19 protein-coding genes are annotated in these 23,391 nt (G+C 52.2%); 4 read left to right on the forward strand and 15 right to left on the reverse strand.

Annotated features, from left to right (window positions below):
* Positions 1-1,166: 1,166 nt before the first annotated feature.
* From PluTT01m_RS26985 to PluTT01m_RS18410, 8 genes are all read right to left on the reverse strand, one after another.
* Positions 1,167-1,304 carry a hypothetical protein gene (locus tag PluTT01m_RS26985; protein WP_157852089.1) on the reverse strand — a complete coding sequence of 46 codons (138 nt, stop codon included), beginning with the start codon at positions 1,302-1,304 and terminating at the stop codon, positions 1,167-1,169.
* Positions 1,305-1,351: 47 nt separating this feature from the next.
* On the reverse strand, positions 1,352-1,582 hold the full coding sequence (locus PluTT01m_RS18375; RefSeq protein ID WP_049789793.1) for a hypothetical protein: 231 nt from the start codon (positions 1,580-1,582) through the stop codon (positions 1,352-1,354).
* 118 nt (positions 1,583-1,700) lie between these two features.
* A complete protein-coding gene (locus PluTT01m_RS18380; RefSeq protein ID WP_109791756.1) occupies positions 1,701-2,165 on the reverse strand; it encodes a DUF4279 domain-containing protein in 465 nt (154 codons plus the stop codon).
* The gene (locus PluTT01m_RS27945) at positions 2,162-3,478 is read right to left on the reverse strand and encodes a DUF637 domain-containing protein (RefSeq protein ID WP_324251505.1); all 1,317 of its coding nucleotides are present in this window, start codon (positions 3,476-3,478) and stop codon (positions 2,162-2,164) included. The genes PluTT01m_RS18380 and PluTT01m_RS27945 overlap by 4 nt, the downstream gene beginning before the upstream one ends.
* Positions 3,457-3,774: a MafI2 family immunity protein gene (locus tag PluTT01m_RS18395; protein ID WP_011147750.1), complete on the reverse strand. Its 318-nt coding sequence runs from the start codon at positions 3,772-3,774 to the stop codon at positions 3,457-3,459. Before PluTT01m_RS18395 ends, PluTT01m_RS27945 begins: the two co-directional genes overlap by 22 nt.
* Before the next feature lie 9 nt (positions 3,775-3,783).
* On the reverse strand, positions 3,784-4,383 hold the full coding sequence (locus tag PluTT01m_RS27950; protein WP_049789794.1) for a polymorphic toxin type 50 domain-containing protein: 600 nt from the start codon (positions 4,381-4,383) through the stop codon (positions 3,784-3,786).
* Positions 4,384-4,748: 365 nt separating this feature from the next.
* Positions 4,749-4,970 carry a hypothetical protein gene (locus PluTT01m_RS18405; RefSeq protein ID WP_011147751.1) on the reverse strand — a complete coding sequence of 74 codons (222 nt, stop codon included), beginning with the start codon at positions 4,968-4,970 and terminating at the stop codon, positions 4,749-4,751.
* Positions 4,970-7,756 (reverse strand): DUF637 domain-containing protein, encoded by a 2,787-nt coding sequence (locus PluTT01m_RS18410; protein WP_011147752.1) that lies wholly within the window; start codon positions 7,754-7,756, stop codon positions 4,970-4,972. The genes PluTT01m_RS18405 and PluTT01m_RS18410 overlap by 1 nt, the downstream gene beginning before the upstream one ends.
* A gap of 321 nt (positions 7,757-8,077) precedes the next feature.
* Between PluTT01m_RS18410 and PluTT01m_RS18420 the strand changes: the two genes are divergently transcribed.
* On the forward strand, positions 8,078-9,460 hold the full coding sequence (locus tag PluTT01m_RS18420; RefSeq protein ID WP_011144727.1) for an IS4-like element ISPlu9 family transposase: 1,383 nt from the start codon (positions 8,078-8,080) through the stop codon (positions 9,458-9,460).
* 531 nt (positions 9,461-9,991) lie between these two features.
* Here the strand turns inward: PluTT01m_RS18420 and xerC (PluTT01m_RS18425) are convergent.
* Together xerC (PluTT01m_RS18425) and PluTT01m_RS18430 are read right to left on the reverse strand one after the other, a co-directional pair.
* Positions 9,992-11,122, reverse strand: a complete 1,131-nt coding sequence (gene xerC, locus PluTT01m_RS18425) for a site-specific tyrosine recombinase XerC (protein ID WP_011147753.1) — start codon at positions 11,120-11,122, stop codon at positions 9,992-9,994.
* Positions 11,109-14,423, reverse strand: a complete 3,315-nt coding sequence (locus PluTT01m_RS18430; RefSeq protein ID WP_011147754.1) for a CHC2 zinc finger domain-containing protein — start codon at positions 14,421-14,423, stop codon at positions 11,109-11,111. Before PluTT01m_RS18430 ends, xerC (PluTT01m_RS18425) begins: the two co-directional genes overlap by 14 nt.
* A 101-nt stretch (positions 14,424-14,524) precedes the next feature.
* Here PluTT01m_RS18430 and PluTT01m_RS18435 point away from each other — a divergent pair, with 101 nt between their 5' ends.
* Together PluTT01m_RS18435 and PluTT01m_RS18440 are read left to right on the forward strand one after the other, a co-directional pair.
* Positions 14,525-14,911, forward strand: coding sequence for a helix-turn-helix transcriptional regulator (locus tag PluTT01m_RS18435; protein WP_011147755.1), 387 nt, complete (start codon positions 14,525-14,527; stop codon positions 14,909-14,911).
* Positions 14,912-15,013: 102 nt separating this feature from the next.
* Positions 15,014-15,256 (forward strand): SymE family type I addiction module toxin, encoded by a 243-nt coding sequence (locus tag PluTT01m_RS18440; protein ID WP_011147756.1) that lies wholly within the window; start codon positions 15,014-15,016, stop codon positions 15,254-15,256.
* 42 nt (positions 15,257-15,298) lie between these two features.
* Here PluTT01m_RS18440 and PluTT01m_RS18445 read toward each other — a convergent pair whose 3' ends face one another.
* From PluTT01m_RS18445 to PluTT01m_RS26990, 3 genes are read right to left on the reverse strand one after another with little or no spacing between them, the layout of a single operon-like run.
* Entirely contained in the window at positions 15,299-15,610 is a 312-nt protein-coding gene (locus PluTT01m_RS18445) for a hypothetical protein (protein ID WP_011147757.1), read from the reverse strand.
* Positions 15,607-16,524, reverse strand: coding sequence for a hypothetical protein (locus tag PluTT01m_RS18450; RefSeq protein WP_244213447.1), 918 nt, complete (start codon positions 16,522-16,524; stop codon positions 15,607-15,609). Before PluTT01m_RS18450 ends, PluTT01m_RS18445 begins: the two co-directional genes overlap by 4 nt.
* Positions 16,487-16,624 (reverse strand): hypothetical protein, encoded by a 138-nt coding sequence (locus tag PluTT01m_RS26990; protein ID WP_161556189.1) that lies wholly within the window; start codon positions 16,622-16,624, stop codon positions 16,487-16,489. Before PluTT01m_RS26990 ends, PluTT01m_RS18450 begins: the two co-directional genes overlap by 38 nt.
* Before the next feature lie 321 nt (positions 16,625-16,945).
* Here PluTT01m_RS26990 and PluTT01m_RS18460 point away from each other — a divergent pair, with 321 nt between their 5' ends.
* Positions 16,946-18,328, forward strand: a complete 1,383-nt coding sequence (locus tag PluTT01m_RS18460; RefSeq protein ID WP_011144727.1) for an IS4-like element ISPlu9 family transposase — start codon at positions 16,946-16,948, stop codon at positions 18,326-18,328.
* Between the two features lie 531 nt (positions 18,329-18,859).
* Here the strand turns inward: PluTT01m_RS18460 and xerC (PluTT01m_RS18465) are convergent.
* Positions 18,860-19,990, reverse strand: coding sequence for a site-specific tyrosine recombinase XerC (xerC, locus tag PluTT01m_RS18465; RefSeq protein ID WP_011147753.1), 1,131 nt, complete (start codon positions 19,988-19,990; stop codon positions 18,860-18,862).
* Positions 19,977-23,291 carry a CHC2 zinc finger domain-containing protein gene (locus tag PluTT01m_RS18470; protein ID WP_011147754.1) on the reverse strand — a complete coding sequence of 1,105 codons (3,315 nt, stop codon included), beginning with the start codon at positions 23,289-23,291 and terminating at the stop codon, positions 19,977-19,979. The genes xerC (PluTT01m_RS18465) and PluTT01m_RS18470 overlap by 14 nt, the downstream gene beginning before the upstream one ends.
* Positions 23,292-23,391: the final 100 nt, after the last annotated feature.

The raw sequence follows: 23,391 nt of genomic DNA on the forward strand, positions 1-23,391 counted from the left end.
ACAATAGTGAAAATTCTGTCGGATTAACCATCCAAAAAGGTTGTAATGACTAAGTGGGTATTTAAGCGTTTAATCACATTAAAGGTGTAAAAAGAGGAATAACTTAAATAAAATGATAGAAAAGCAATGCTATTGGACAGGGTAAAATAGTGTAAAACGAGTTTAAACGGATGTATTTAATGTATCGCAGTGTCGCATAATAAATTCAACATAACAACGATGTCAGTAATCCAGTTCGTATTCTGTTGCGTCGTTTATTTTCAGGTTTTGTTATTCCTGTTTTTGATGAATAATTATTTAACTGGTTGATGAAAAATTTATCTACAGTTGAAAGTGTTATTAAAGTCGGTTACTTTTTTAAAATATACTGTCTGATTAAACCTATTATATACTCTTGTTTGTCATTTTTTACGGGTATATATTAATAAATTCATTATTTTTTCTCACTTTTCACTGATGGTTTTATGATGGGCTGGTTTTAAGATGTTATTAAAATCCATTTTTTAACCTCTGGTTTTATTAAGTTTAATCAACGTTAACCATGCTCGATTTTTATCTTTTCTGACGCTGTTTTACTGGTGATTCTGAGCAGATTTTATAAATTTTTTATCTTCATAAATAAACATATAAATAGTTTTACGATATAAACATACCTTATGTTTTTTCGGATATTCAACATTTTTTTAAGAGTTTAAATCCTGTCAGATTAACCGCTTTATCCCTTTATTATAAAGAAACGACTAAAAATCACATTCATATCAGGTTTTTAAGATAATATTCTTTTCCTCGATGATTTATTTTCAACTCGCTGCTAATGGTGATAGTTAATGGACTTCGATTAAACTTAATTAACATCCTTTTTAAAATTTCACTTATAGTTAAAGCTGTCTTTTATATAAAATCTTTAATATCTCTGTTTTCATTCTTTTAAATAGCCATGGCAGGGCAGTTAAATGTAAAATAACTGGAGGATAACATTGTCGGTGAATACATTAAACATAACAGGGAATACGCCGTTTTTAGTGATTCTGTACCTTTTCAAAATCTGGTATTAATGGATACCTGTTTTTTTATCCTCAGATAACTCATCACCGAAAAGAAAACAGCTTGCCAATCGTCCAAAAAGGGAAAAAAATCCCAGCTTTTTTTATAACTGGGATCTTGATTTAACTGGTACAACGACTAAGCGCGAGCTTCAGCCCCGCACCGATCTCAGCAATCGAATCTTCTTTTTCCATCAAACAAGTTACGGCATGGGTATCAGATTTAGCATTGCTTAACAGCGGGTTTGAGGTATGACTCAATCCTTCTGCCAGATTCTTAGCACCTTCTTTGGTGTTACCTAATACTTTTACCGTTCACCTGCCGCTACTGCGGTGACGGCAATCGCCGCATCCTGCCGCGCAATGACGCGCGCTTCCGCAGCTTTATCCCCTTTTCCTGCCGCTAAGATGTCTTTTTGATTCTCTACCGATAACTGGTACAACATGTGCTCAGTCATGTTATTACGATAGACAAGCTCCGCGCTGTTCGCCGCACTGTAAGCGTCTTCCGGGGTATGGCTAATCAGGGCACCTGACAATGCCCCGATAAATTTAGCCGTCTGAGCCTTAGCTTCATTACCCGTCAGCGCTTCCTGAATTTTATGGATTTGTCACTCTGTTTCATTCTTATATGCCGGTTCAACTTCGGGCCTTGTTTTACTTATCAGGATCAAAATATATATCAAAGGAACATTCTAGATCTAAGTCAGATATAGATCTCATTTGTTCCGGCCATAGTACCGGCCCACTATGCCCAAATTTAGAACGCCACACACAACTCAATGTTATACTAATACCCTCAGTACGTTGCAGTTGCTTTAATCCTATTTCAGATTGATTTAATTTCCTTAACAGCCAATCTATATGATCCCTTAGATCCTTCGACTCTACATATGATTTTGAAGATAAAAACCAACTGGACAACTTAATTTCTCGGGTTTTTCCTCGACTATTAGTTACTGTTGTTCCAACAATATTCTTCTGTGTAGGTTCAAGTTTCAGTAGCCTGCTCACATTATCAGGGTGCATCATTCCTGGATAAATCAATAATTGTGCATAACACTCAGAACAAGTCGGATAATCACTCGATACTGGGGTAACCCTAGATTTAATAGTACTCATGGTAAATAATCTCCAATATTCCCAATAACCTTCCCGGCATCATCTATATAGTTCCCATTATCTAAAATTCGACCGTGGAAATCATTCCTCAATCCATTTTCTTTTTTCAAAGCCTCAAGAGCCCGACCCCATTCACGACTTGTCAGATTCTCACCAAGTTGATTATTTAGTGTATTAGCTGTGCTCTTATTTAAAGTATTACCACCTGTTTGTAATACAGTTGGTACTCTACCAGCAGCTCCGACGCTTGGAGGTACTGGTAGGGGTAATCCATTTGCATCAAGCCATTTGCCATCAACAAGCTGATTAGTTGCCCCTTGTGTGCCATTCTTTGCCATACCTACAGCAACAGCTTCCGTCGCTGTTGACGAGTTGCGCTCTATATACAACTTCTCATTTTCGATCAAACTAGCTACGGCATGGGTATCAGATTTAGCATTGCTTAACAGCGGGTTTGAGGTATGACTCAATCCTTCTGCCAGATTCTTAGCACCTTCTTTGGTGCTACCTAATACTTTTACCGTTCCCGCCGCCAAAACACCCGTTCCAACCGCCGCTTCTGGCGCAACCGCATCAGCGACAAAAATACCTACGTTATTCAGGCACAGCGCCGGATTGGTTTTACAGCCTTCAAGCGCAACACGCCCTGCCGTTGCCATTTCAGCCGAGGCGGCAATCAGTATCTGACCGCCATAAACCAGCGCGTAACCGCCTGCCGCCACCGCGGTGACGGCAATCGCCGCATCCTGCCGTGCAATGACGCGCGCTTCCGCAGCTTTATCCCCTTTTCCTGCCGCTAAGATGTCTTTTTGATTTTCTACCGATAACTGATACAACATGTGCTCAGTCATGTTATTTCGATAGACAAGCTCCGCGCTGTAAGCGCCTTCCGGGGTATGGCTAATCAGTGCGCCTGATAATGCCCCGATAAATTTAGCCGTCTGAGCCTTAACTTCATTACCCGTCAGCGCTTCCTGTAGCTTATGGATTTGTCGCTCGGTTTCATTTTTATACGCCGGTTCAAATAGCCGGCTTTCCATTGTGATTGCCGCTAATTCAGCCGCCAGCGCACCCACAGCCGCCCCTTTGGCATCCCCACCGGCGATTTCAGCGCTAATGCCTGCCACAACCGCGTGGCTCAATATCTTGCCTGAGTGGCCTAAAATCTCCCCGTTATCACCAATCAGTTTGGCACCTTCCGCATTAATCTGATTACCGATATTGCTCAACAGCGCGGTTTGCAGGTTATCTGTAAAACTGCCGCCGTTAATCGCGATACCTACATTAACCTCTAATATTCTCTTCTTATGTATATAAAACCACTTAAGCTATCAAGATCTCTAAATGGATTTGTAGAGAAAACTACCTCATCGTTTACACCTCTAATATCGTTATTAGATGATGTGTGAGCTAAAATATTCGCTATGACTATATCTAAACTTTCGTAATCTTCCTCTGTCGGTTCACGATCAAGATAATATCTTAATGTTAGGAGCTTTTTTTCATTATTGAATCCAACGGCTATTGCTCTGATAGCCGGATAAATTTCTCCAAGAAGAGCTTTTGACACCCATATAAACAACTCGTCTGGTATAGTTTTTAACATCATAAAAAAACCTCAATGCTGAATAGGGTTAGCTGGAACAATATGCGCCCCGTTTTTTCCATAATGAATAATGCCATAATTTGTTGGCTGTCCTTCATATTTCCCTATTGGTTTACCAAAATTAACAATAGGTTGATTACGTGGAGTCATCCGTATGATGGGATATTCACCTGAGTGAACACCATTAAGTAATTTTTGAGGATCTACACCTTCCGCTAATGGAGAACGTCCAGGAATATAGTTGTTATGCCCTGTAATGTGTTTTCCTTGTTGCCCTAGATGAATTTCTTTTGATAACCCCTGAGGGCTTGGCAAACCTGTAGATACATTCTTCAATGTATTCATACCCGCATTGTGCAATTCTCCTGCCAGATTCTTAGCACCTTCTTTGGTGCTACCTAATACTTTTACCGTTCCCGCAGCCAAAACACCGGTCCCAACTGCCGCTTCTGGCGCAACCGCATCAGCGACAAAAATACCCACGTTATTCAGGCACAGCGCCGGATTGGTTTTACAGCCTTCAAGCGCAACACGCCCTGCCGTTGCCATTTCAGCCGAGGCGGCAATCAGTATCTGACCGCCATAAACCAGCGCGTAACCGCCTGCCGCCACCGCGGTGACGGCAATCGCCGCATCCTGCCGCGCAATGACGCGCGCTTCCGCAGCTTTATCCCCTTTATTTTCAACTAAGGCTCCCGTAACACCTGTCGCCCTTAGCTATACCTTTAGTAATATTAGCCTTATAAGGTCATATCGCAGTCTAGTGTTTTGCTTAACCAAAATCCCCCAAGTCTGAGCCAGTTGCTGCTCCTAGAACATTATTTTCAGCAACAACATTCTCTATCATGAAATCTGACCATAAACATGCTTTTTCCTTAATACACTCAGTTAGTTATATCTGGTCTGGACCTAAACAAAGTTAGCCGCCGATGAAACTGCCCAAAAATTAAGGTTCAGTTCACAAAGCAAGAGCGAGTTCAATTGTTCAATAAATGTTCTTTGGCTTTTGATAAAGCATATTGAAGCCAATCAAGATCAATTATTCTGGTGCTAGGAGAAAATTCTACCTTAATATTTTCAACCCCCTCTTCTTGTTGCAAAAGAGCAAAAAACTCTCCATTACAATAAATTTCAGCTACCAAACATTCGTAATCTATATCGCTTGCTATGACAATTTTCAGTTGATACCTATTATTCATTATGGCTCCAAAAATCCACGAAAGTTACCTTGAGGATCAAATCTCGCCCCACGACCATCCGGTGCTACTATATCAAAACCACCAAAACGATTACCTTGTTGAACCTTAGCTCTTGGTGTTTTAATTATCTCCTCCAAGATTTTTTGTCCTTGCTGATTAACCTGTTCTGGATTTCCTTTAGCAGCAGGGAATGCGCTGCCCTCACGGCTTCCATGCTTCTGCAAAGCTCTACCAGCAACAGTGAAATTTCCAGCTTTAGCTGCCGGATCAATTTTAGTTCCTGTTTCAGCAAGTTCGGCTAACCCTAATTTGCCAAATTTCCCTGCATCTATTTTTTGAGCAACAGACTTATTAAGCAGATTTTTAGCTGCAATAACCGCTACAGCTTCTGTTTGTACCGCTTCCGCCGCAGTTTTACCCGCACCGATTATACCCGCAGCACCCACACCACCCGGTGTTAATGCCTCAGCGACCTGCATACCCGCATGACTCAATCCTTCTGCCAAATCCTTGGCACCTTCTTTGGTGCTACCTAATACTTTTACCGTTCCCGCAGCCAAAACGCCCGTCCCAACCGCCGCTTCTGGCGCAATCGCATCAGCGACAAAAATACCTACGTTATTCAGGCACAGCGCCGGATTGGTTTTACAGCCCTCAAGCGCAACACGCCCTGCCGTTGCCATTTCAGCCGAGGCGGCAATCAGTATCTGGCCGCCATAAACCAGCGCATAACCGCCTGCCGCCACCGCGGTAACGGCAATCGCCGCATCCTGCCGCGCAATGACGCGCGCTTCCGCAGCTTTATCCCCTTTTCCTGCCGCTAAGATGTCTTTTTGATTTTCTACCGATAACTGATACAACATGTGCTCAGTCATGTTATTACGATAGACAAGCTCCGCGCTGTTCGCCGCACTGTAAGCGCCTTCCGGGGTATGGCTAATCAGGGCACCTGATAATGCCCCGATAAATTTAGCCGTCTGAGCCTTAACTTCATTACCCGTCAGCGCTTCCTGTAGCTTATGGATTTGTCGCTCAGTTTCATTCTTATACGCCGGTTCAAATAGCCGGCTTTCCATTGTGATTGCCGCTAATTCAGCCGCCAGCGCACCCACAGCCGCCCCTTTGGCATCCCCGCCGGCAATTTCAGCGCTAATGCCTGCCACAACCGTATGGCTCAATATCTTGCCTGAATGGCCTAAAATCTCCCCATTATCACCAATCAGTTTGGCACCTTCCGCATTAATCTGGTTACCTATATTGCTCAACAACGCGGTTTGCAGGTTATCCGTAAAACTGCCGCCGTTAATCGCCGTCCCTATTGTTGAACTCACGATGGATTGTGCCGCAACACGCTGGGCCACCTGACTCCAATTCTGATTACTCAATAAGGGAAGCTGCGCTTTTAGCGGATCGACAACGCCTTTTCCCTCCACTAATTTTCCCCAGCCCATCGTGTGGTCTAAGCCCCCTAATGCGCCACCCACGGCGATTTGGGTCACGAGGGATTTGACGGCTTCGCGCTTCGCTAAGGCAGCCAGTGTCTTGGTGAGATCCCCTTTATTTTCAACTAAGGCCACCGCCGCCTGCGAGGTCAACCCGATCATTCCGCCATAAGCCGCCCCATAAACCGCGCTCGCCGTGGCTCCCGTAGCGCCTGTCGCCCCCACGGCACCACTTCCCGCCCAGGCCGCCAGGCCCGAACCCGCCGTGACCGCCGCGACCGCAATCGCAATCACCGCACCCACTACAGGGTTTAAGCTTTCGCTTTTTTTGTCCCAGCTACTGTAAGCGTCCTTAACCTGATTCCACTGGACATCATTGCGGCCTTGAAGATTTTTCAGCCATTCCGTACCGGGAGTGTGACTCAGTACCCCTAACGCGTCTTCCAGTAACTGCCCCTCTTTCACTTTCACATCCGCATTGATGCCTGTCGCCGCCTCCACCGTCAGCGTACCGCCAACATGCACTGAGGGGATTATCCAAGTCTCCTCACGGTGACCTTTATCGCGCTGTGTAATAAAAAAGCCTTTTGATGTCGTGATGCTCTGCTCAAAATCAATATTGGGCATCGCCTTGAAGTTCACTTTCCCTGTCTGGCTGGTGATTTTCGCGTTTTTACCGGTTTCTATCCGACTCGCTTCCAATGTCACCTCATCTTTTGCCATCAGGTTAATATCACCCCCGGCCGTAAATTCCGTGACTTTGTTGGTCTTCTTGATTTGTATTCTATGTTCGGTTTTAGACCCAAACACTTTACACGACTTTATGGGCCCCAAACCTTTACAGCTTTTCTCTGTTTCTTCCCGCCTGTAGACTTCTTCCATCGCTTGCGCATAGAGAAAGCCACCTGTTGCCGCAATATCCATCACCCCTTTGGCGATTAACGCCGTCGCCTGGAATAAAATACTGCCCTGAGAGCGAATAGTTAATGCGCCACCACTATTCAGCCGACTGGCGTGTTGCGTAAAGCGCTCAATATTCCCCTCGCGGATAAATTCTTGTCGCGATTCAAAGCGAACATTGCCACCCGCGGACAGCAGCATATCACTGCCGGATGTCAAGCTGGCCCCGGAGGTCAGCAGGTTGCCTGCTGCAACTAGTGTGAGATTCTTGGCAGCATTGATGGCGCTGGTGGCATAAAGGTATTGTTTATAACAACCCATTCCATTGCGAAGTTGACCGCCAAACACCGATTTTCCCAATGCCCTCAGCCAGTTACCACCCGTTTTTTCCAATGGGCGTTCACCGCCGGCCCCAAAACCCCCTGACGCGCTTTTCGCCTCCAAAGGCCGGTTTTTCCCGCCGTGCCATTGTCAGTGTAGCGCCTTTTTCGGCAACGGGCGAACGTCGCCCAACTCGCTTGGGCGGCGGATGCCCGTTCTGCGGGCGCGGGCGGCATAGAGCCCGCAAGCGGCGCCCCTGCGACGCTCGGGGGCACCGGGGTTTCGGGTTGCGCATGACCTTGCATGACCACGCGATTTTGTTCAGGGAAGCCCCCGGGGGCTGCACCTGTCTTTCCTACACAAATATTTTAACCCGCCCCCGCGTTATTGAACTTTTCCCTCATAGATTGATCTCAATAAAAAACACGACTTGAGGTAATCTTTATGTTTTCAACCAGCGCCGAACAATGGGCAAATGACACGTTTCAACATGCGGAATTAGGTGATAAACGCCGTACCAACCGCCTGGTGAAAGTGGCCTGTTCGTTGGCTAACCATATAGGACAATCGCTCGTGCAATCTCTTGACTCTCCTGCCGATGTTGAAGCGGCCTACCGACTGACCCGAAATTCCGCCATTGCGCCTCAGGCCATCGCCGAAGCCGGATTTACCGCCACCGTCGCTCACGCTCAACGTTATCATTGCCTGTTAGCGCTGGAAGACACGACAACCCTGTCATTTTCCCATGCGTCGGTCGCCGATGAACTCGGCTATACCACCTCAAAGGAAAAATCCCGGGGCATGCAGGCACACTCGGTGTTGTTATTTGCGCCTGAAGAACAACAGGTCGTGGGGTTGATAGAGCAACAGCGCTGGTGTCGAGATGTCAGTGATTATGGCAAAAGCCGACAACGCGATACACGCCCTTATGAAGGGAAAGAGAGTTATAAGTGGGAACGGGCCTCACAAGCCGTCGACAGCCGGTTAGGGGAGCAGATGGCCAACGTGATTTCTGTCTGTGACCGTGAAGCCGATATCATCGAATATCTGCGTTATAAAACGAGCCAAAAACAACGTTTCGTCATCCGTTCGATGCAAAACCGGCGTATAGAGGAAAGTCAGGATAAACTTTATGACTTTATTAGCCGGTTACAGAGTGCTGGAGAACGATTAGTTCAGGTCAGACAGAAAGGCGGGCGTCAGGCGCGTGTCGCGCATTGTGATATCAGTTATGCCGAAGTGACGTTGAAAATCCCCGAAGGAAAAAGCGGTGAGGCGGTGCGGATATTTTATGTCGGTTGCTACGAAAAAGGTCCGGAGGATGGGCTTTGCTGGCATCTTCTGACCTCCGAACCCGTCAACAGTCAGGAAGACGCCCATAAAATATTCAGTTATTACGAGCGCCGCTGGCTGATAGAAGAATTTCACAAAGCGTGGAAAACGGGCGGCACGCAGGTAGAAGCGCTGCGTATGCAAAGCAAAGATAATCTGGAGCGCATGATAGTGCTGCTGGCCTTTATTGCGGTACGAATACACCAGCTGCGTTTTATGGGTCTGAACAAAGAAGAGGCAGAGAAAGAGAGCTGTGAGACAGTATTAAGCCCCCTGGCGTGGAAATTACTGTGGTCAAAACAAGAAAAACGCCGTGTGCCGAAAAAAGCCCCGAGTTTGCATTGGGCCTTCATCAATCTGGGAAAACTGGCCGGCTGGTACGATTCCAAACGCACGGGTCGAGTCGGATGGGAACGACTTTGGGAAGGCTGGTTTCGGCTGCAAACCCTGATAGACGGCTATTTGCTGGCTAAATCAGTTGATTTGGAGATCTGATCAAGAGACAGGGCTGCACGGGGCGGCGATGGCGAGCACGGGAATGAGCAAGGAGCCTGCGACTGCGAACCGGGCGCAGCCAGTGCAGCGGGGTTGGGGCGGGGGGAAGTCAATGAGCGGAGGCCGCAGGCCGACCTGCCTTTAGGGGGGTTGGCCCAACGGTTGCAGGGCAGCTAAAGAAGAACTCAGAGTTGCCGATGTCCGGCTCAGTCGGTTAGAGCATAAGGCGCAGCCTTGTGCGCCACTCCCCGCAATGCCGACCCGCGGGGGCGCAAGACATAATGCCAATTATACGCATTAAGCCGCTCATCAATGCTCAGGCGGTTGCCCGGGCTCACCGGCGCAGTGCGTATAATTCCCCCCGCATTATGTTCAATAGGCGTTGGGCGGCCTGGACCGGCTTAACGGGGACGCTCGTGGTTGAGCCGCCTGACGACTATTTACCCCCGCGTGCGCCGGGGCTAACGGGCAGTCCGGCCACGGTCTGCCCCCACACCGAACCCGCCCAACTCAACGGGGGCGTACGGACGCTCAGCGGCTATCGGGGGTTGAGGTCGGCTCTGAACTGTCCGGCGGCGTGTCCGTGTCGGCGTTATCGTCGGCGTACAGGTCGGCCAGTAAACCCACCTCATCGGCGTCGCTGACTTTTTCATCGGCCATTTGCTCCGCCGGATGGGTGCTGGCGTGCACCGCCTGCAAGGCCCGGATAGAGACCTGCGTATACACCTGGGTGGATTCCACGCTGGCATGGCCTAACATGGCCTGTATCCAGCGCAGGTCCGCCCCGTTCTCCAGCATCTGCGTCGCCATCGCATGCCGGAACAGGTGGCAGGCACCTTTTTTCTCGATACCCACCGCGTTGATATAAGCTGTCACCAAATTGCTGATACCGTTAGCCTGTAAGCCGTCCAGCCCATCCATTGCGACGAATAATGCCTTGACGTCTGGATTGACGATAAGTTGTGGCCGCACCTGTTGCTGATAGCGCTGTAGCCAGCTTAAGGCCCGTTCACCGAGGGGCAACACCCGGTCTTTATTCCCCTTGCCCTGCCGGATGGTCACCGTTTTGCGTTTTCCGTCAACGCTGTACACATCCAGCCGGGTTAATTCGCCCCGACGCATCCCGGTTGACCAGAGCAACTCCATCAACGCCCGGTCACGTACCCCCTGCAACGTCGTCAGGTCAGGCTGCGCCAGTATCTGTTCGGTTTCATCGATGGTCAGGATATAGCGCGGCAGGTGCTTTTCCAGTCTGGGGAGTTCAATGTCCGCCGCCGGGTTCGCCAGTATCAGATTCTGTTTCGTCAGCCATTTGAACCAGACCTTCAAGGGTTCCAGTTGGGTACGTTGCGTCCGGGTGCTTAACGGTTCACCGTTGGTCTTGCGGTACTGGTACAGATAACGCTGGTAACGCTCCAGTATCGGCCGCGTGATATCCGCTGCGTAGTATAAGCCGCGCTCGGTTGCCCACAGGATAAAGTGGTAAGTATGGTGCGTCTGTACTTTCAGCGTGCTTTCTGACCAATTCCGTTCCTGTCGCCACACCACAAAGCGCAGCAACAACGCATACAGGCTCTTCGGGTCGTGCGCCGGACCGACAGGTTTGCGGTACACTTCATCTACTGTCAGCAGGCTTCCTCTGCGGGGTTTACGGTTTGCCATGATTGACCTCCGGTTGAGATTGAGGGGTGGGCGCAGACAAGGGGCGCGTTTTCTTTTTTCCTTTTATCACGGTGTCTTCCGTTACCCCGACTTGCGGTACGCTGAACCCGTGCTCTGCCTGCTCGGATGGGGATTTTTTCACCCCAGACTTAGCCCGGACCTGACCCAGACTTGAGGCAGACTTGCGTTTATTTAAGTCAGACTTGCTCTCCTGACCTGTCGGGACGGCTTCCGGTGTTTTATCCCTGTCGGGCACGGGCAATGCGTCTCTGTGATTATTTTCCCTAATAACCGCGTTTTCATCTGCCCGGACTTGTGCCCCCGCCGGCCCTTGTGCTATCGGGGATGACGCGGGTTTTTCTTCCCCAGACTCAGGCCAGACTTGCCCCGGACTTGGGGAAGACTTGCGACCTTTCGGGTCAGACTTGCGTTCACTGCCGGCGGTTTCGGAGTCCGGTTCTCCGACATCCAGCAGGCCGCACAGGTGGGCTGCGCCGTTGTCTTCCCCGTCCCACAGCAGTTCATAATGCAGCAGGTGCCCCCGGCTGCCGCCATGCAACAGCAGGTATTCCATTTCCGTCAGCCGTTGACAGTGGTTTTTGAGCTGGCTGTCGCTCCAGTGGGTAAAGGCACGGATATCTCGCCGGGTAAAGCGGACTTCATTTGGCTGGCAGTGCTGGATTTGCGCCTGTTCGTTCACCATCTCTTGTATCAGCAGTAACAGCTTGCGCGTCTGCGGCGGCATTTCATCCAGCGTGCGCCCCAGCACCTCATGCGCCAGCCGGTTGGCGAGGGCAATATCGTCTTGGGTGACTTCGATATATTCGATGACCTGCCCGCGGTGGGTCGTTTTCTTCACTTCACGTTGATACTGGTGCAGCAGGGCAATGGCCTGTATCAGCGTCAGGTATTTCATGTGGTCGCGCCGCATCCGGGTTTTGTCTGACAGGAACGTCAGTTGGTGGGCGTAAGGATTGACCACTTTCAGCGGCCTTAACAAGCGCTGGGCGTTCTGGTGTAACTGTGTCAGATAACCTTTCTCCGAGTCAGCCAGCAACCCGGCCAGCGTCTGGCGGTGCCGCTGCATGGCGTGGATGGCCTGCGTCTGCTCGCGCGATTCGTTGACCGTCAGCACCAGACAGCGGTTCAGCAGCTCTTCATCCACATCAATGGCCGTCGTCGTTAACATCAGCATCACCGGTCCCTGCACCTTGTATTCCCGCGTCACCAGTTCGCCGCTCTGTTCGTTTTTGCCGGTACTGGCGATTTTTAGCTCGCCGTCGGACTGTAACAGTTTCAGGGCATAGGCCGCCTGCCGCACGCCTTCCTCTTCGGCTATCGCCAGTATTTTGTGTTGCAGGCTGGTTTCGCCGAGGTAATACAGGCTCTGTCCGGTCATCGCCGAGTACTGGATACGCTCCTCTTCCGGCATCAGGTTCAGCACGGCATCCATCAGGCTGCTCTTGCCTGCCGCGCTGCTGCTCTGGATTAACACGGCCAGCGGTTTATCGAGTTTGCGCGAGACTGCCGCCAGATACCCGGTCAGCAGATTGGTGGATTCGCCGACCACGCCACAGGCGGCCATGTCGTTGATAATCTGTTCTGTTAAGTTTGGCGATGTCAGCAACGCCAGCGCGGCGGCTTCGTCTTCCGCGCTGACCGTGACTGCCGTTGTCCCTGAGGCTTCGGCGTCGGCCTGCTGTTGCGCGTCCTGTTGCTGCTCCAGCATCAGCAAGACCCGCCCGGCTTCACGTTTAATCACAGACGGCTCGCATTCCAGCTCTTGCGCCGCCGTGCTGATGTAGTTCTGACGATGCCGCGCATGGTACATGTCCAGCGTATCCACATGGAACAGGCCGGACGTTTCATCCCGCACCTGCACGTTCACCTTCATCACATCCGGCACCGGGGATTTTTTCATCCCCCGTACCCGCCAGACCCGGGGGCCGCTTTTCATCAACAGTTCACCGCAGGCCGTGCGCTCACAGGGCACGGGGGCAACAGTCAGCGCCGACGGGGCGGCTAAAGCAGCCGGTTTAGCCACCCCGGCACTTTGGGGCTTTTCCGTCACTGTCGGCGAGACGGGCCGCTCATGGCTGAACACCGCGCCCGGCGCTGTTCCCTGTCCCAGCCAGACCGCCTGTTGCAACGCCAGCCCCAGCGCATGTTCGGCGTTGCCGCTTTTCAGCGCATAGTCATTGGCATCCATGCCCGGCGGGAACTGCACCCGCCATGCCTCGATACCGGCTTCCAGTAAATCAGCGGCCACACTGGTCGCGCCACGGTCTCCGGCCTCGTCCCGGTCAAAGGCAATCAGCACCCGTTTCACGCCGTGATACTGTAAGGCTTCGAGGTGCTCACGGTTAAACCCGTTCACCCCGAACGCGGCAATCACGTTACGGAACCCGGCACACCAGAACGTCATGGCATCGATCAGCGCTTCGCACAGGATAATTTCATTTGATGCCTGCATCGCCGATTCATTCCAGACCCCGGCTAGCGGTGACGGCAGATACAGATGCTTCGGGCTGTCTTTCAGCACTTTGTAATCCGGCTGGGTCCGGCGACCATACAGTTGCAACACCCGCCCGCGGCTGGTCACATTGACCGATTCTGTCCAGCCGATCACCGGCACCACGACGCAGCCCCGGAAGTGGTCCTGCCGGGTAGTGGTACGCAACACGCCCAGACCTGATAGTTTGTCGCGCAGTTGCTGGCCTTCCTGACTGCTCTTGGACGGTAATAAGCCCGCTGAACCGCCGATCCCGTGATGGCCCGCGTACCCCAGCTTAAAGTGACTGACCAGTTCAGGATGATTCAGCCCGCGTCGTTCCAGCCAGGCTTTGGCTTCCGGTGACGCCAGTAAGTGCTGATGATAAAAATCAATCACCTGATGCAGCAGCGCCTGCCCGTCATCGTCCAGGTCGGCCAGTTTCGGACGCGGCAGGGGGGCCGCCTGTAATTCCGGCTGGGCGGCTAACGAAGAAGCGGCCACAACCGCATTGTCCATGTCCGGCAGCCCGGCCAGCTCCCGCAGCCGGCGGATACCGATTTTCAACGTCACGCCTTCCGTTTGTATCACCCAGTCGAGCACCGACCCCGCTGCGCCACAGCCAAAGCAGTGATACAGGTTCTTAGCCGGCGATATCACCATTGAGGGGGTTTTCTCGTTATGGAACGGACAGCGCAGCACATAATCCTCACCGCGTTTTTTCATCGTACGGCCTTGCTTACGCGCCAGCCCCAGCAACGAGACGGTTTGCTTTAAGTGGGCTAAATCGGTATCGGGAATGCGGGCCATGGATTACCTCCTGTAAAAACCTGTCAATAGACATTGTAGTAGCATTAATATGAGACTATAATATAGCCATTGAGTCAAGCAGTTTAAAAGGAGGGCTTACAATGCACATCTCATTACCACACTGGATTTGTGAGGAAGATATGCAACTGTTTGCTACACGGCTAAAGGAAGCCAGAGAAGCCCGCAAGATGACACAAGCAAGATTAGCTGAACTGCTCAACGTTGATCGCCGGGTTTATAACCGTTGGGAACGCGGCGCTTCCGTTCCTCAACTGGATGCCGTGGTCAGGATCGCTCAGGTATTACAAAGTAGTCTGGATTCACTTGTCGGACTGGAACCCATGACACCGCCACAGATACATAATCCGCGTTTACAGGCGCTTGTGATGCAGATGGATTCATTATCAGATGAAGATCAGCAGGCGCTGATTGTGTTGATGGACAGTTTGCTTAAACGTTCGAAGATGACGCAGTTACTGACATCGTAGAAAGAATTTGCTACAGGAAAGACGATTTTTATTTAGTGCAGCATTACCAGACGGCCATCCGGTAACGCTGCTAACCGTAGGCAACTAACAGGAGTAGTTACCATGGCTAACCGCGATTGTAATGCAGATTTAGCGATTTCAAAAGCCCGGCGCAGCTATAAGGTGGGGTATGCCCGCACCCGCCACGAAGACCGCAGCACCGGCATGACCCGCTATTACAGCCAGCACCCCAGTTTGCATCTTAAAGGCAACTGGCTGGAAGAAGCGGGCTTTGCCACCGGTCAGCCGGTGCAGGTCAGTGTTGAGCACGGACAGTTGATTATCCGGCTCGTCGAGAACGGCTAACCGCTAAAGGGGAGATCCCAGCGCTTGGGCTGGGATCTGGGGTTAGCAAAAATCTTGTTCTATTCTGCCTTCCGATTTCAATGTTTCTAAAAAACATTGATAAGCAACTGGATCTGCTTCTAACAGGTCATCTAATATATTTTTTTCAATGAGTGGCTTGTAAAATATGCCATTTTCAAAGAAAACAAAATCACCAGATAACGATGACTCTATAATTTCTACTTCCTCTGCGTTATAACTAAGCAGCCCGTCATAACCTTTAGCAAAACCGTAAAAGTATGTTTTTTCTCCGAACCAATATATGGCAAAAACTTCAATAATTTTTTCTGATTTGAACTTTTTTATTTTCATCATTTTTTATCCGTGATTGAAGGCTTAGGTTGGATTTCAGGCCGTTTAGGAGTTGTAATCTTCATATCATAAGCCTTACCAGTAGTTGAGTTATATTGATAATGGATGGTGATATTTGAACCGTCTGGTAACTCATGTGTAACTTGCATTTTCTGGAATCCTGCATCAGTAGGGAAACGAGGATCTTTATTCATTCCTCTAAGTGGATCACCTGAAGATGGGTTAGCTTTAACTTGGTTCCATAAAATCTGCTCATTCAGATCCCTTGGCGCTGCAACTTGTTGCCCCGGTTTCGCGGTAGATATCTTTTCAGCATTTTTGATAAGCTGTTGATGATAAATAGTATTAGCCGATTTATCACCCAGATTCGTTGTGCCTTGACTGTTTTTCCCAATCTTTTCCAGCGCCGCTTTCTCTGTATTAACAACCGCGCCTGTGCTTCCTTTTGTTGTTGGCGATGATTTCGGCCCTTTGCTGCCCTCAACAATAACAGGCAACGTCATCGCCATCGCAGCGGCAGTCTCCTGACTCATGCCCATTGCTTCAAAGCGTTTTGTCCAGCCGAGTTCGCCTACCTTGCCGGTTGCCGCCTGACCTAACGTATTCACCGCCGACAGGTAATTTCTGAACTCAACTGGCAATGTGCCATCCCGGTCCATATTTTTGAGGGTCCGCTCAAACACCGGCCACTGATCAACCAGATAACCATACTTCTGTGCGCACTGGGTCGGGTTGCTGTTACAGAAATCCATCATTTCCTGCTGATTGCGGATATTAGTGTCTACCATATCCTTGATCACTTGTTTGCAGCTTTCGCCTTCACAGGTGCGGGCTTGATGCGCAAAACTGTCCAGCTCATTCACGCTCAGATAGTTATTCTCAACAACAACCCATTCCATTGCGACGTTGACCGCCAAACACCGATTTTCCCAATGCCCTCAGCCAGTTACCACCCGTTTTTTCCAATGGGCGTTCACCGCCGGCCCCAAAACCCCCTGACGCGCTTTTCGCCTCCAAAGGCCGGTTTTTCCCGCCGTGCCATTGTCAGTGTAGCGCCTTTTTCGGCAACGGGCGAACGTCGCCCAACTCGCTTGGGCGGCGGATGCCCGTTCTGCGGGCGCGGGCGGCATAGAGCCCGCAAGCGGCGCCCCTGCGACGCTCGGGGGCACCGGGGTTTCGGGTTGCGCATGACCTTGCATGACCACGCGATTTTGTTCAGGGAAGCCCCCGGGGGCTGCACCTGTCTTTCCTACACAAATATTTTAACCCGCCCCCGCGTTATTGAACTTTTCCCTCATAGATTGATCTCAATAAAAAACACGACTTGAGGTAATCTTTATGTTTTCAACCAGCGCCGAACAATGGGCAAATGACACGTTTCAACATGCGGAATTAGGTGATAAACGCCGTACCAACCGCCTGGTGAAAGTGGCCTGTTCGTTGGCTAACCATATAGGACAATCGCTCGTGCAATCTCTTGACTCTCCTGCCGATGTTGAAGCGGCCTACCGACTGACCCGAAATTCCGCCATTGCGCCTCAGGCCATCGCCGAAGCCGGATTTACCGCCACCGTCGCTCACGCTCAACGTTATCATTGCCTGTTAGCGCTGGAAGACACGACAACCCTGTCATTTTCCCATGCGTCGGTCGCCGATGAACTCGGCTATACCACCTCAAAGGAAAAATCCCGGGGCATGCAGGCACACTCGGTGTTGTTATTTGCGCCTGAAGAACAACAGGTCGTGGGGTTGATAGAGCAACAGCGCTGGTGTCGAGATGTCAGTGATTATGGCAAAAGCCGACAACGCGATACACGCCCTTATGAAGGGAAAGAGAGTTATAAGTGGGAACGGGCCTCACAAGCCGTCGACAGCCGGTTAGGGGAGCAGATGGCCAACGTGATTTCTGTCTGTGACCGTGAAGCCGATATCATCGAATATCTGCGTTATAAAACGAGCCAAAAACAACGTTTCGTCATCCGTTCGATGCAAAACCGGCGTATAGAGGAAAGTCAGGATAAACTTTATGACTTTATTAGCCGGTTACAGAGTGCTGGAGAACGATTAGTTCAGGTCAGACAGAAAGGCGGGCGTCAGGCGCGTGTCGCGCATTGTGATATCAGTTATGCCGAAGTGACGTTGAAAATCCCCGAAGGAAAAAGCGGTGAGGCGGTGCGGATATTTTATGTCGGTTGCTACGAAAAAGGTCCGGAGGATGGGCTTTGCTGGCATCTTCTGACCTCCGAACCCGTCAACAGTCAGGAAGACGCCCATAAAATATTCAGTTATTACGAGCGCCGCTGGCTGATAGAAGAATTTCACAAAGCGTGGAAAACGGGCGGCACGCAGGTAGAAGCGCTGCGTATGCAAAGCAAAGATAATCTGGAGCGCATGATAGTGCTGCTGGCCTTTATTGCGGTACGAATACACCAGCTGCGTTTTATGGGTCTGAACAAAGAAGAGGCAGAGAAAGAGAGCTGTGAGACAGTATTAAGCCCCCTGGCGTGGAAATTACTGTGGTCAAAACAAGAAAAACGCCGTGTGCCGAAAAAAGCCCCGAGTTTGCATTGGGCCTTCATCAATCTGGGAAAACTGGCCGGCTGGTACGATTCCAAACGCACGGGTCGAGTCGGATGGGAACGACTTTGGGAAGGCTGGTTTCGGCTGCAAACCCTGATAGACGGCTATTTGCTGGCTAAATCAGTTGATTTGGAGATCTGATCAAGAGACAGGGCTGCACGGGGCGGCGATGGCGAGCACGGGAATGAGCAAGGAGCCTGCGACTGCGAACCGGGCGCAGCCAGTGCAGCGGGGTTGGGGCGGGGGGAAGTCAATGAGCGGAGGCCGCAGGCCGACCTGCCTTTAGGGGGGTTGGCCCAACGGTTGCAGGGCAGCTAAAGAAGAACTCAGAGTTGCCGATGTCCGGCTCAGTCGGTTAGAGCATAAGGCGCAGCCTTGTGCGCCACTCCCCGCAATGCCGACCCGCGGGGGCGCAAGACATAATGCCAATTATACGCATTAAGCCGCTCATCAATGCTCAGGCGGTTGCCCGGGCTCACCGGCGCAGTGCGTATAATTCCCCCCGCATTATGTTCAATAGGCGTTGGGCGGCCTGGACCGGCTTAACGGGGACGCTCGTGGTTGAGCCGCCTGACGACTATTTACCCCCGCGTGCGCCGGGGCTAACGGGCAGTCCGGCCACGGTCTGCCCCCACACCGAACCCGCCCAACTCAACGGGGGCGTACGGACGCTCAGCGGCTATCGGGGGTTGAGGTCGGCTCTGAACTGTCCGGCGGCGTGTCCGTGTCGGCGTTATCGTCGGCGTACAGGTCGGCCAGTAAACCCACCTCATCGGCGTCGCTGACTTTTTCATCGGCCATTTGCTCCGCCGGATGGGTGCTGGCGTGCACCGCCTGCAAGGCCCGGATAGAGACCTGCGTATACACCTGGGTGGATTCCACGCTGGCATGGCCTAACATGGCCTGTATCCAGCGCAGGTCCGCCCCGTTCTCCAGCATCTGCGTCGCCATCGCATGCCGGAACAGGTGGCAGGCACCTTTTTTCTCGATACCCACCGCGTTGATATAAGCTGTCACCAAATTGCTGATACCGTTAGCCTGTAAGCCGTCCAGCCCATCCATTGCGACGAATAATGCCTTGACGTCTGGATTGACGATAAGTTGTGGCCGCACCTGTTGCTGATAGCGCTGTAGCCAGCTTAAGGCCCGTTCACCGAGGGGCAACACCCGGTCTTTATTCCCCTTGCCCTGCCGGATGGTCACCGTTTTGCGTTTTCCGTCAACGCTGTACACATCCAGCCGGGTTAATTCGCCCCGACGCATCCCGGTTGACCAGAGCAACTCCATCAACGCCCGGTCACGTACCCCCTGCAACGTCGTCAGGTCAGGCTGCGCCAGTATCTGTTCGGTTTCATCGATGGTCAGGATATAGCGCGGCAGGTGCTTTTCCAGTCTGGGGAGTTCAATGTCCGCCGCCGGGTTCGCCAGTATCAGATTCTGTTTCGTCAGCCATTTGAACCAGACCTTCAAGGGTTCCAGTTGGGTACGTTGCGTCCGGGTGCTTAACGGTTCACCGTTGGTCTTGCGGTACTGGTACAGATAACGCTGGTAACGCTCCAGTATCGGCCGCGTGATATCCGCTGCGTAGTATAAGCCGCGCTCGGTTGCCCACAGGATAAAGTGGTAAGTATGGTGCGTCTGTACTTTCAGCGTGCTTTCTGACCAATTCCGTTCCTGTCGCCACACCACAAAGCGCAGCAACAACGCATACAGGCTCTTCGGGTCGTGCGCCGGACCGACAGGTTTGCGGTACACTTCATCTACTGTCAGCAGGCTTCCTCTGCGGGGTTTACGGTTTGCCATGATTGACCTCCGGTTGAGATTGAGGGGTGGGCGCAGACAAGGGGCGCGTTTTCTTTTTTCCTTTTATCACGGTGTCTTCCGTTACCCCGACTTGCGGTACGCTGAACCCGTGCTCTGCCTGCTCGGATGGGGATTTTTTCACCCCAGACTTAGCCCGGACCTGACCCAGACTTGAGGCAGACTTGCGTTTATTTAAGTCAGACTTGCTCTCCTGACCTGTCGGGACGGCTTCCGGTGTTTTATCCCTGTCGGGCACGGGCAATGCGTCTCTGTGATTATTTTCCCTAATAACCGCGTTTTCATCTGCCCGGACTTGTGCCCCCGCCGGCCCTTGTGCTATCGGGGATGACGCGGGTTTTTCTTCCCCAGACTCAGGCCAGACTTGCCCCGGACTTGGGGAAGACTTGCGACCTTTCGGGTCAGACTTGCGTTCACTGCCGGCGGTTTCGGAGTCCGGTTCTCCGACATCCAGCAGGCCGCACAGGTGGGCTGCGCCGTTGTCTTCCCCGTCCCACAGCAGTTCATAATGCAGCAGGTGCCCCCGGCTGCCGCCATGCAACAGCAGGTATTCCATTTCCGTCAGCCGTTGACAGTGGTTTTTGAGCTGGCTGTCGCTCCAGTGGGTAAAGGCACGGATATCTCGCCGGGTAAAGCGGACTTCATTTGGCTGGCAGTGCTGGATTTGCGCCTGTTCGTTCACCATCTCTTGTATCAGCAGTAACAGCTTGCGCGTCTGCGGCGGCATTTCATCCAGCGTGCGCCCCAGCACCTCATGCGCCAGCCGGTTGGCGAGGGCAATATCGTCTTGGGTGACTTCGATATATTCGATGACCTGCCCGCGGTGGGTCGTTTTCTTCACTTCACGTTGATACTGGTGCAGCAGGGCAATGGCCTGTATCAGCGTCAGGTATTTCATGTGGTCGCGCCGCATCCGGGTTTTGTCTGACAGGAACGTCAGTTGGTGGGCGTAAGGATTGACCACTTTCAGCGGCCTTAACAAGCGCTGGGCGTTCTGGTGTAACTGTGTCAGATAACCTTTCTCCGAGTCAGCCAGCAACCCGGCCAGCGTCTGGCGGTGCCGCTGCATGGCGTGGATGGCCTGCGTCTGCTCGCGCGATTCGTTGACCGTCAGCACCAGACAGCGGTTCAGCAGCTCTTCATCCACATCAATGGCCGTCGTCGTTAACATCAGCATCACCGGTCCCTGCACCTTGTATTCCCGCGTCACCAGTTCGCCGCTCTGTTCGTTTTTGCCGGTACTGGCGATTTTTAGCTCGCCGTCGGACTGTAACAGTTTCAGGGCATAGGCCGCCTGCCGCACGCCTTCCTCTTCGGCTATCGCCAGTATTTTGTGTTGCAGGCTGGTTTCGCCGAGGTAATACAGGCTCTGTCCGGTCATCGCCGAGTACTGGATACGCTCCTCTTCCGGCATCAGGTTCAGCACGGCATCCATCAGGCTGCTCTTGCCTGCCGCGCTGCTGCTCTGGATTAACACGGCCAGCGGTTTATCGAGTTTGCGCGAGACTGCCGCCAGATACCCGGTCAGCAGATTGGTGGATTCGCCGACCACGCCACAGGCGGCCATGTCGTTGATAATCTGTTCTGTTAAGTTTGGCGATGTCAGCAACGCCAGCGCGGCGGCTTCGTCTTCCGCGCTGACCGTGACTGCCGTTGTCCCTGAGGCTTCGGCGTCGGCCTGCTGTTGCGCGTCCTGTTGCTGCTCCAGCATCAGCAAGACCCGCCCGGCTTCACGTTTAATCACAGACGGCTCGCATTCCAGCTCTTGCGCCGCCGTGCTGATGTAGTTCTGACGATGCCGCGCATGGTACATGTCCAGCGTATCCACATGGAACAGGCCGGACGTTTCATCCCGCACCTGCACGTTCACCTTCATCACATCCGGCACCGGGGATTTTTTCATCCCCCGTACCCGCCAGACCCGGGGGCCGCTTTTCATCAACAGTTCACCGCAGGCCGTGCGCTCACAGGGCACGGGGGCAACAGTCAGCGCCGACGGGGCGGCTAAAGCAGCCGGTTTAGCCACCCCGGCACTTTGGGGCTTTTCCGTCACTGTCGGCGAGACGGGCCGCTCATGGCTGAACACCGCGCCCGGCGCTGTTCCCTGTCCCAGCCAGACCGCCTGTTGCAACGCCAGCCCCAGCGCATGTTCGGCGTTGCCGCTTTTCAGCGCATAGTCATTGGCATCCATGCCCGGCGGGAACTGCACCCGCCATGCCTCGATACCGGCTTCCAGTAAATCAGCGGCCACACTGGTCGCGCCACGGTCTCCGGCCTCGTCCCGGTCAAAGGCAATCAGCACCCGTTTCACGCCGTGATACTGTAAGGCTTCGAGGTGCTCACGGTTAAACCCGTTCACCCCGAACGCGGCAATCACGTTACGGAACCCGGCACACCAGAACGTCATGGCATCGATCAGCGCTTCGCACAGGATAATTTCATTTGATGCCTGCATCGCCGATTCATTCCAGACCCCGGCTAGCGGTGACGGCAGATACAGATGCTTCGGGCTGTCTTTCAGCACTTTGTAATCCGGCTGGGTCCGGCGACCATACAGTTGCAACACCCGCCCGCGGCTGGTCACATTGACCGATTCTGTCCAGCCGATCACCGGCACCACGACGCAGCCCCGGAAGTGGTCCTGCCGGGTAGTGGTACGCAACACGCCCAGACCTGATAGTTTGTCGCGCAGTTGCTGGCCTTCCTGACTGCTCTTGGACGGTAATAAGCCCGCTGAACCGCCGATCCCGTGATGGCCCGCGTACCCCAGCTTAAAGTGACTGACCAGTTCAGGATGATTCAGCCCGCGTCGTTCCAGCCAGGCTTTGGCTTCCGGTGACGCCAGTAAGTGCTGATGATAAAAATCAATCACCTGATGCAGCAGCGCCTGCCCGTCATCGTCCAGGTCGGCCAGTTTCGGACGCGGCAGGGGGGCCGCCTGTAATTCCGGCTGGGCGGCTAACGAAGAAGCGGCCACAACCGCATTGTCCATGTCCGGCAGCCCGGCCAGCTCCCGCAGCCGGCGGATACCGATTTTCAACGTCACGCCTTCCGTTTGTATCACCCAGTCGAGCACCGACCCCGCTGCGCCACAGCCAAAGCAGTGATACAGGTTCTTAGCCGGCGATATCACCATTGAGGGGGTTTTCTCGTTATGGAACGGACAGCGCAGCACATAATCCTCACCGCGTTTTTTCATCGTACGGCCTTGCTTACGCGCCAGCCCCAGCAACGAGACGGTTTGCTTTAAGTGGGCTAAATCGGTATCGGGAATGCGGGCCATGGATTACCTCCTGTAAAAACCTGTCAATAGACATTGTAGTAGCATTAATATGAGACTATAATATAGCCATTGAGTCAAGCAGTTTAAAAGGAGGGCTTAC

Source organism: Photorhabdus laumondii subsp. laumondii (assembly GCF_003343245.1).
Classification (GTDB): Bacteria; Pseudomonadota; Gammaproteobacteria; order Enterobacterales; family Enterobacteriaceae; genus Photorhabdus; species Photorhabdus laumondii.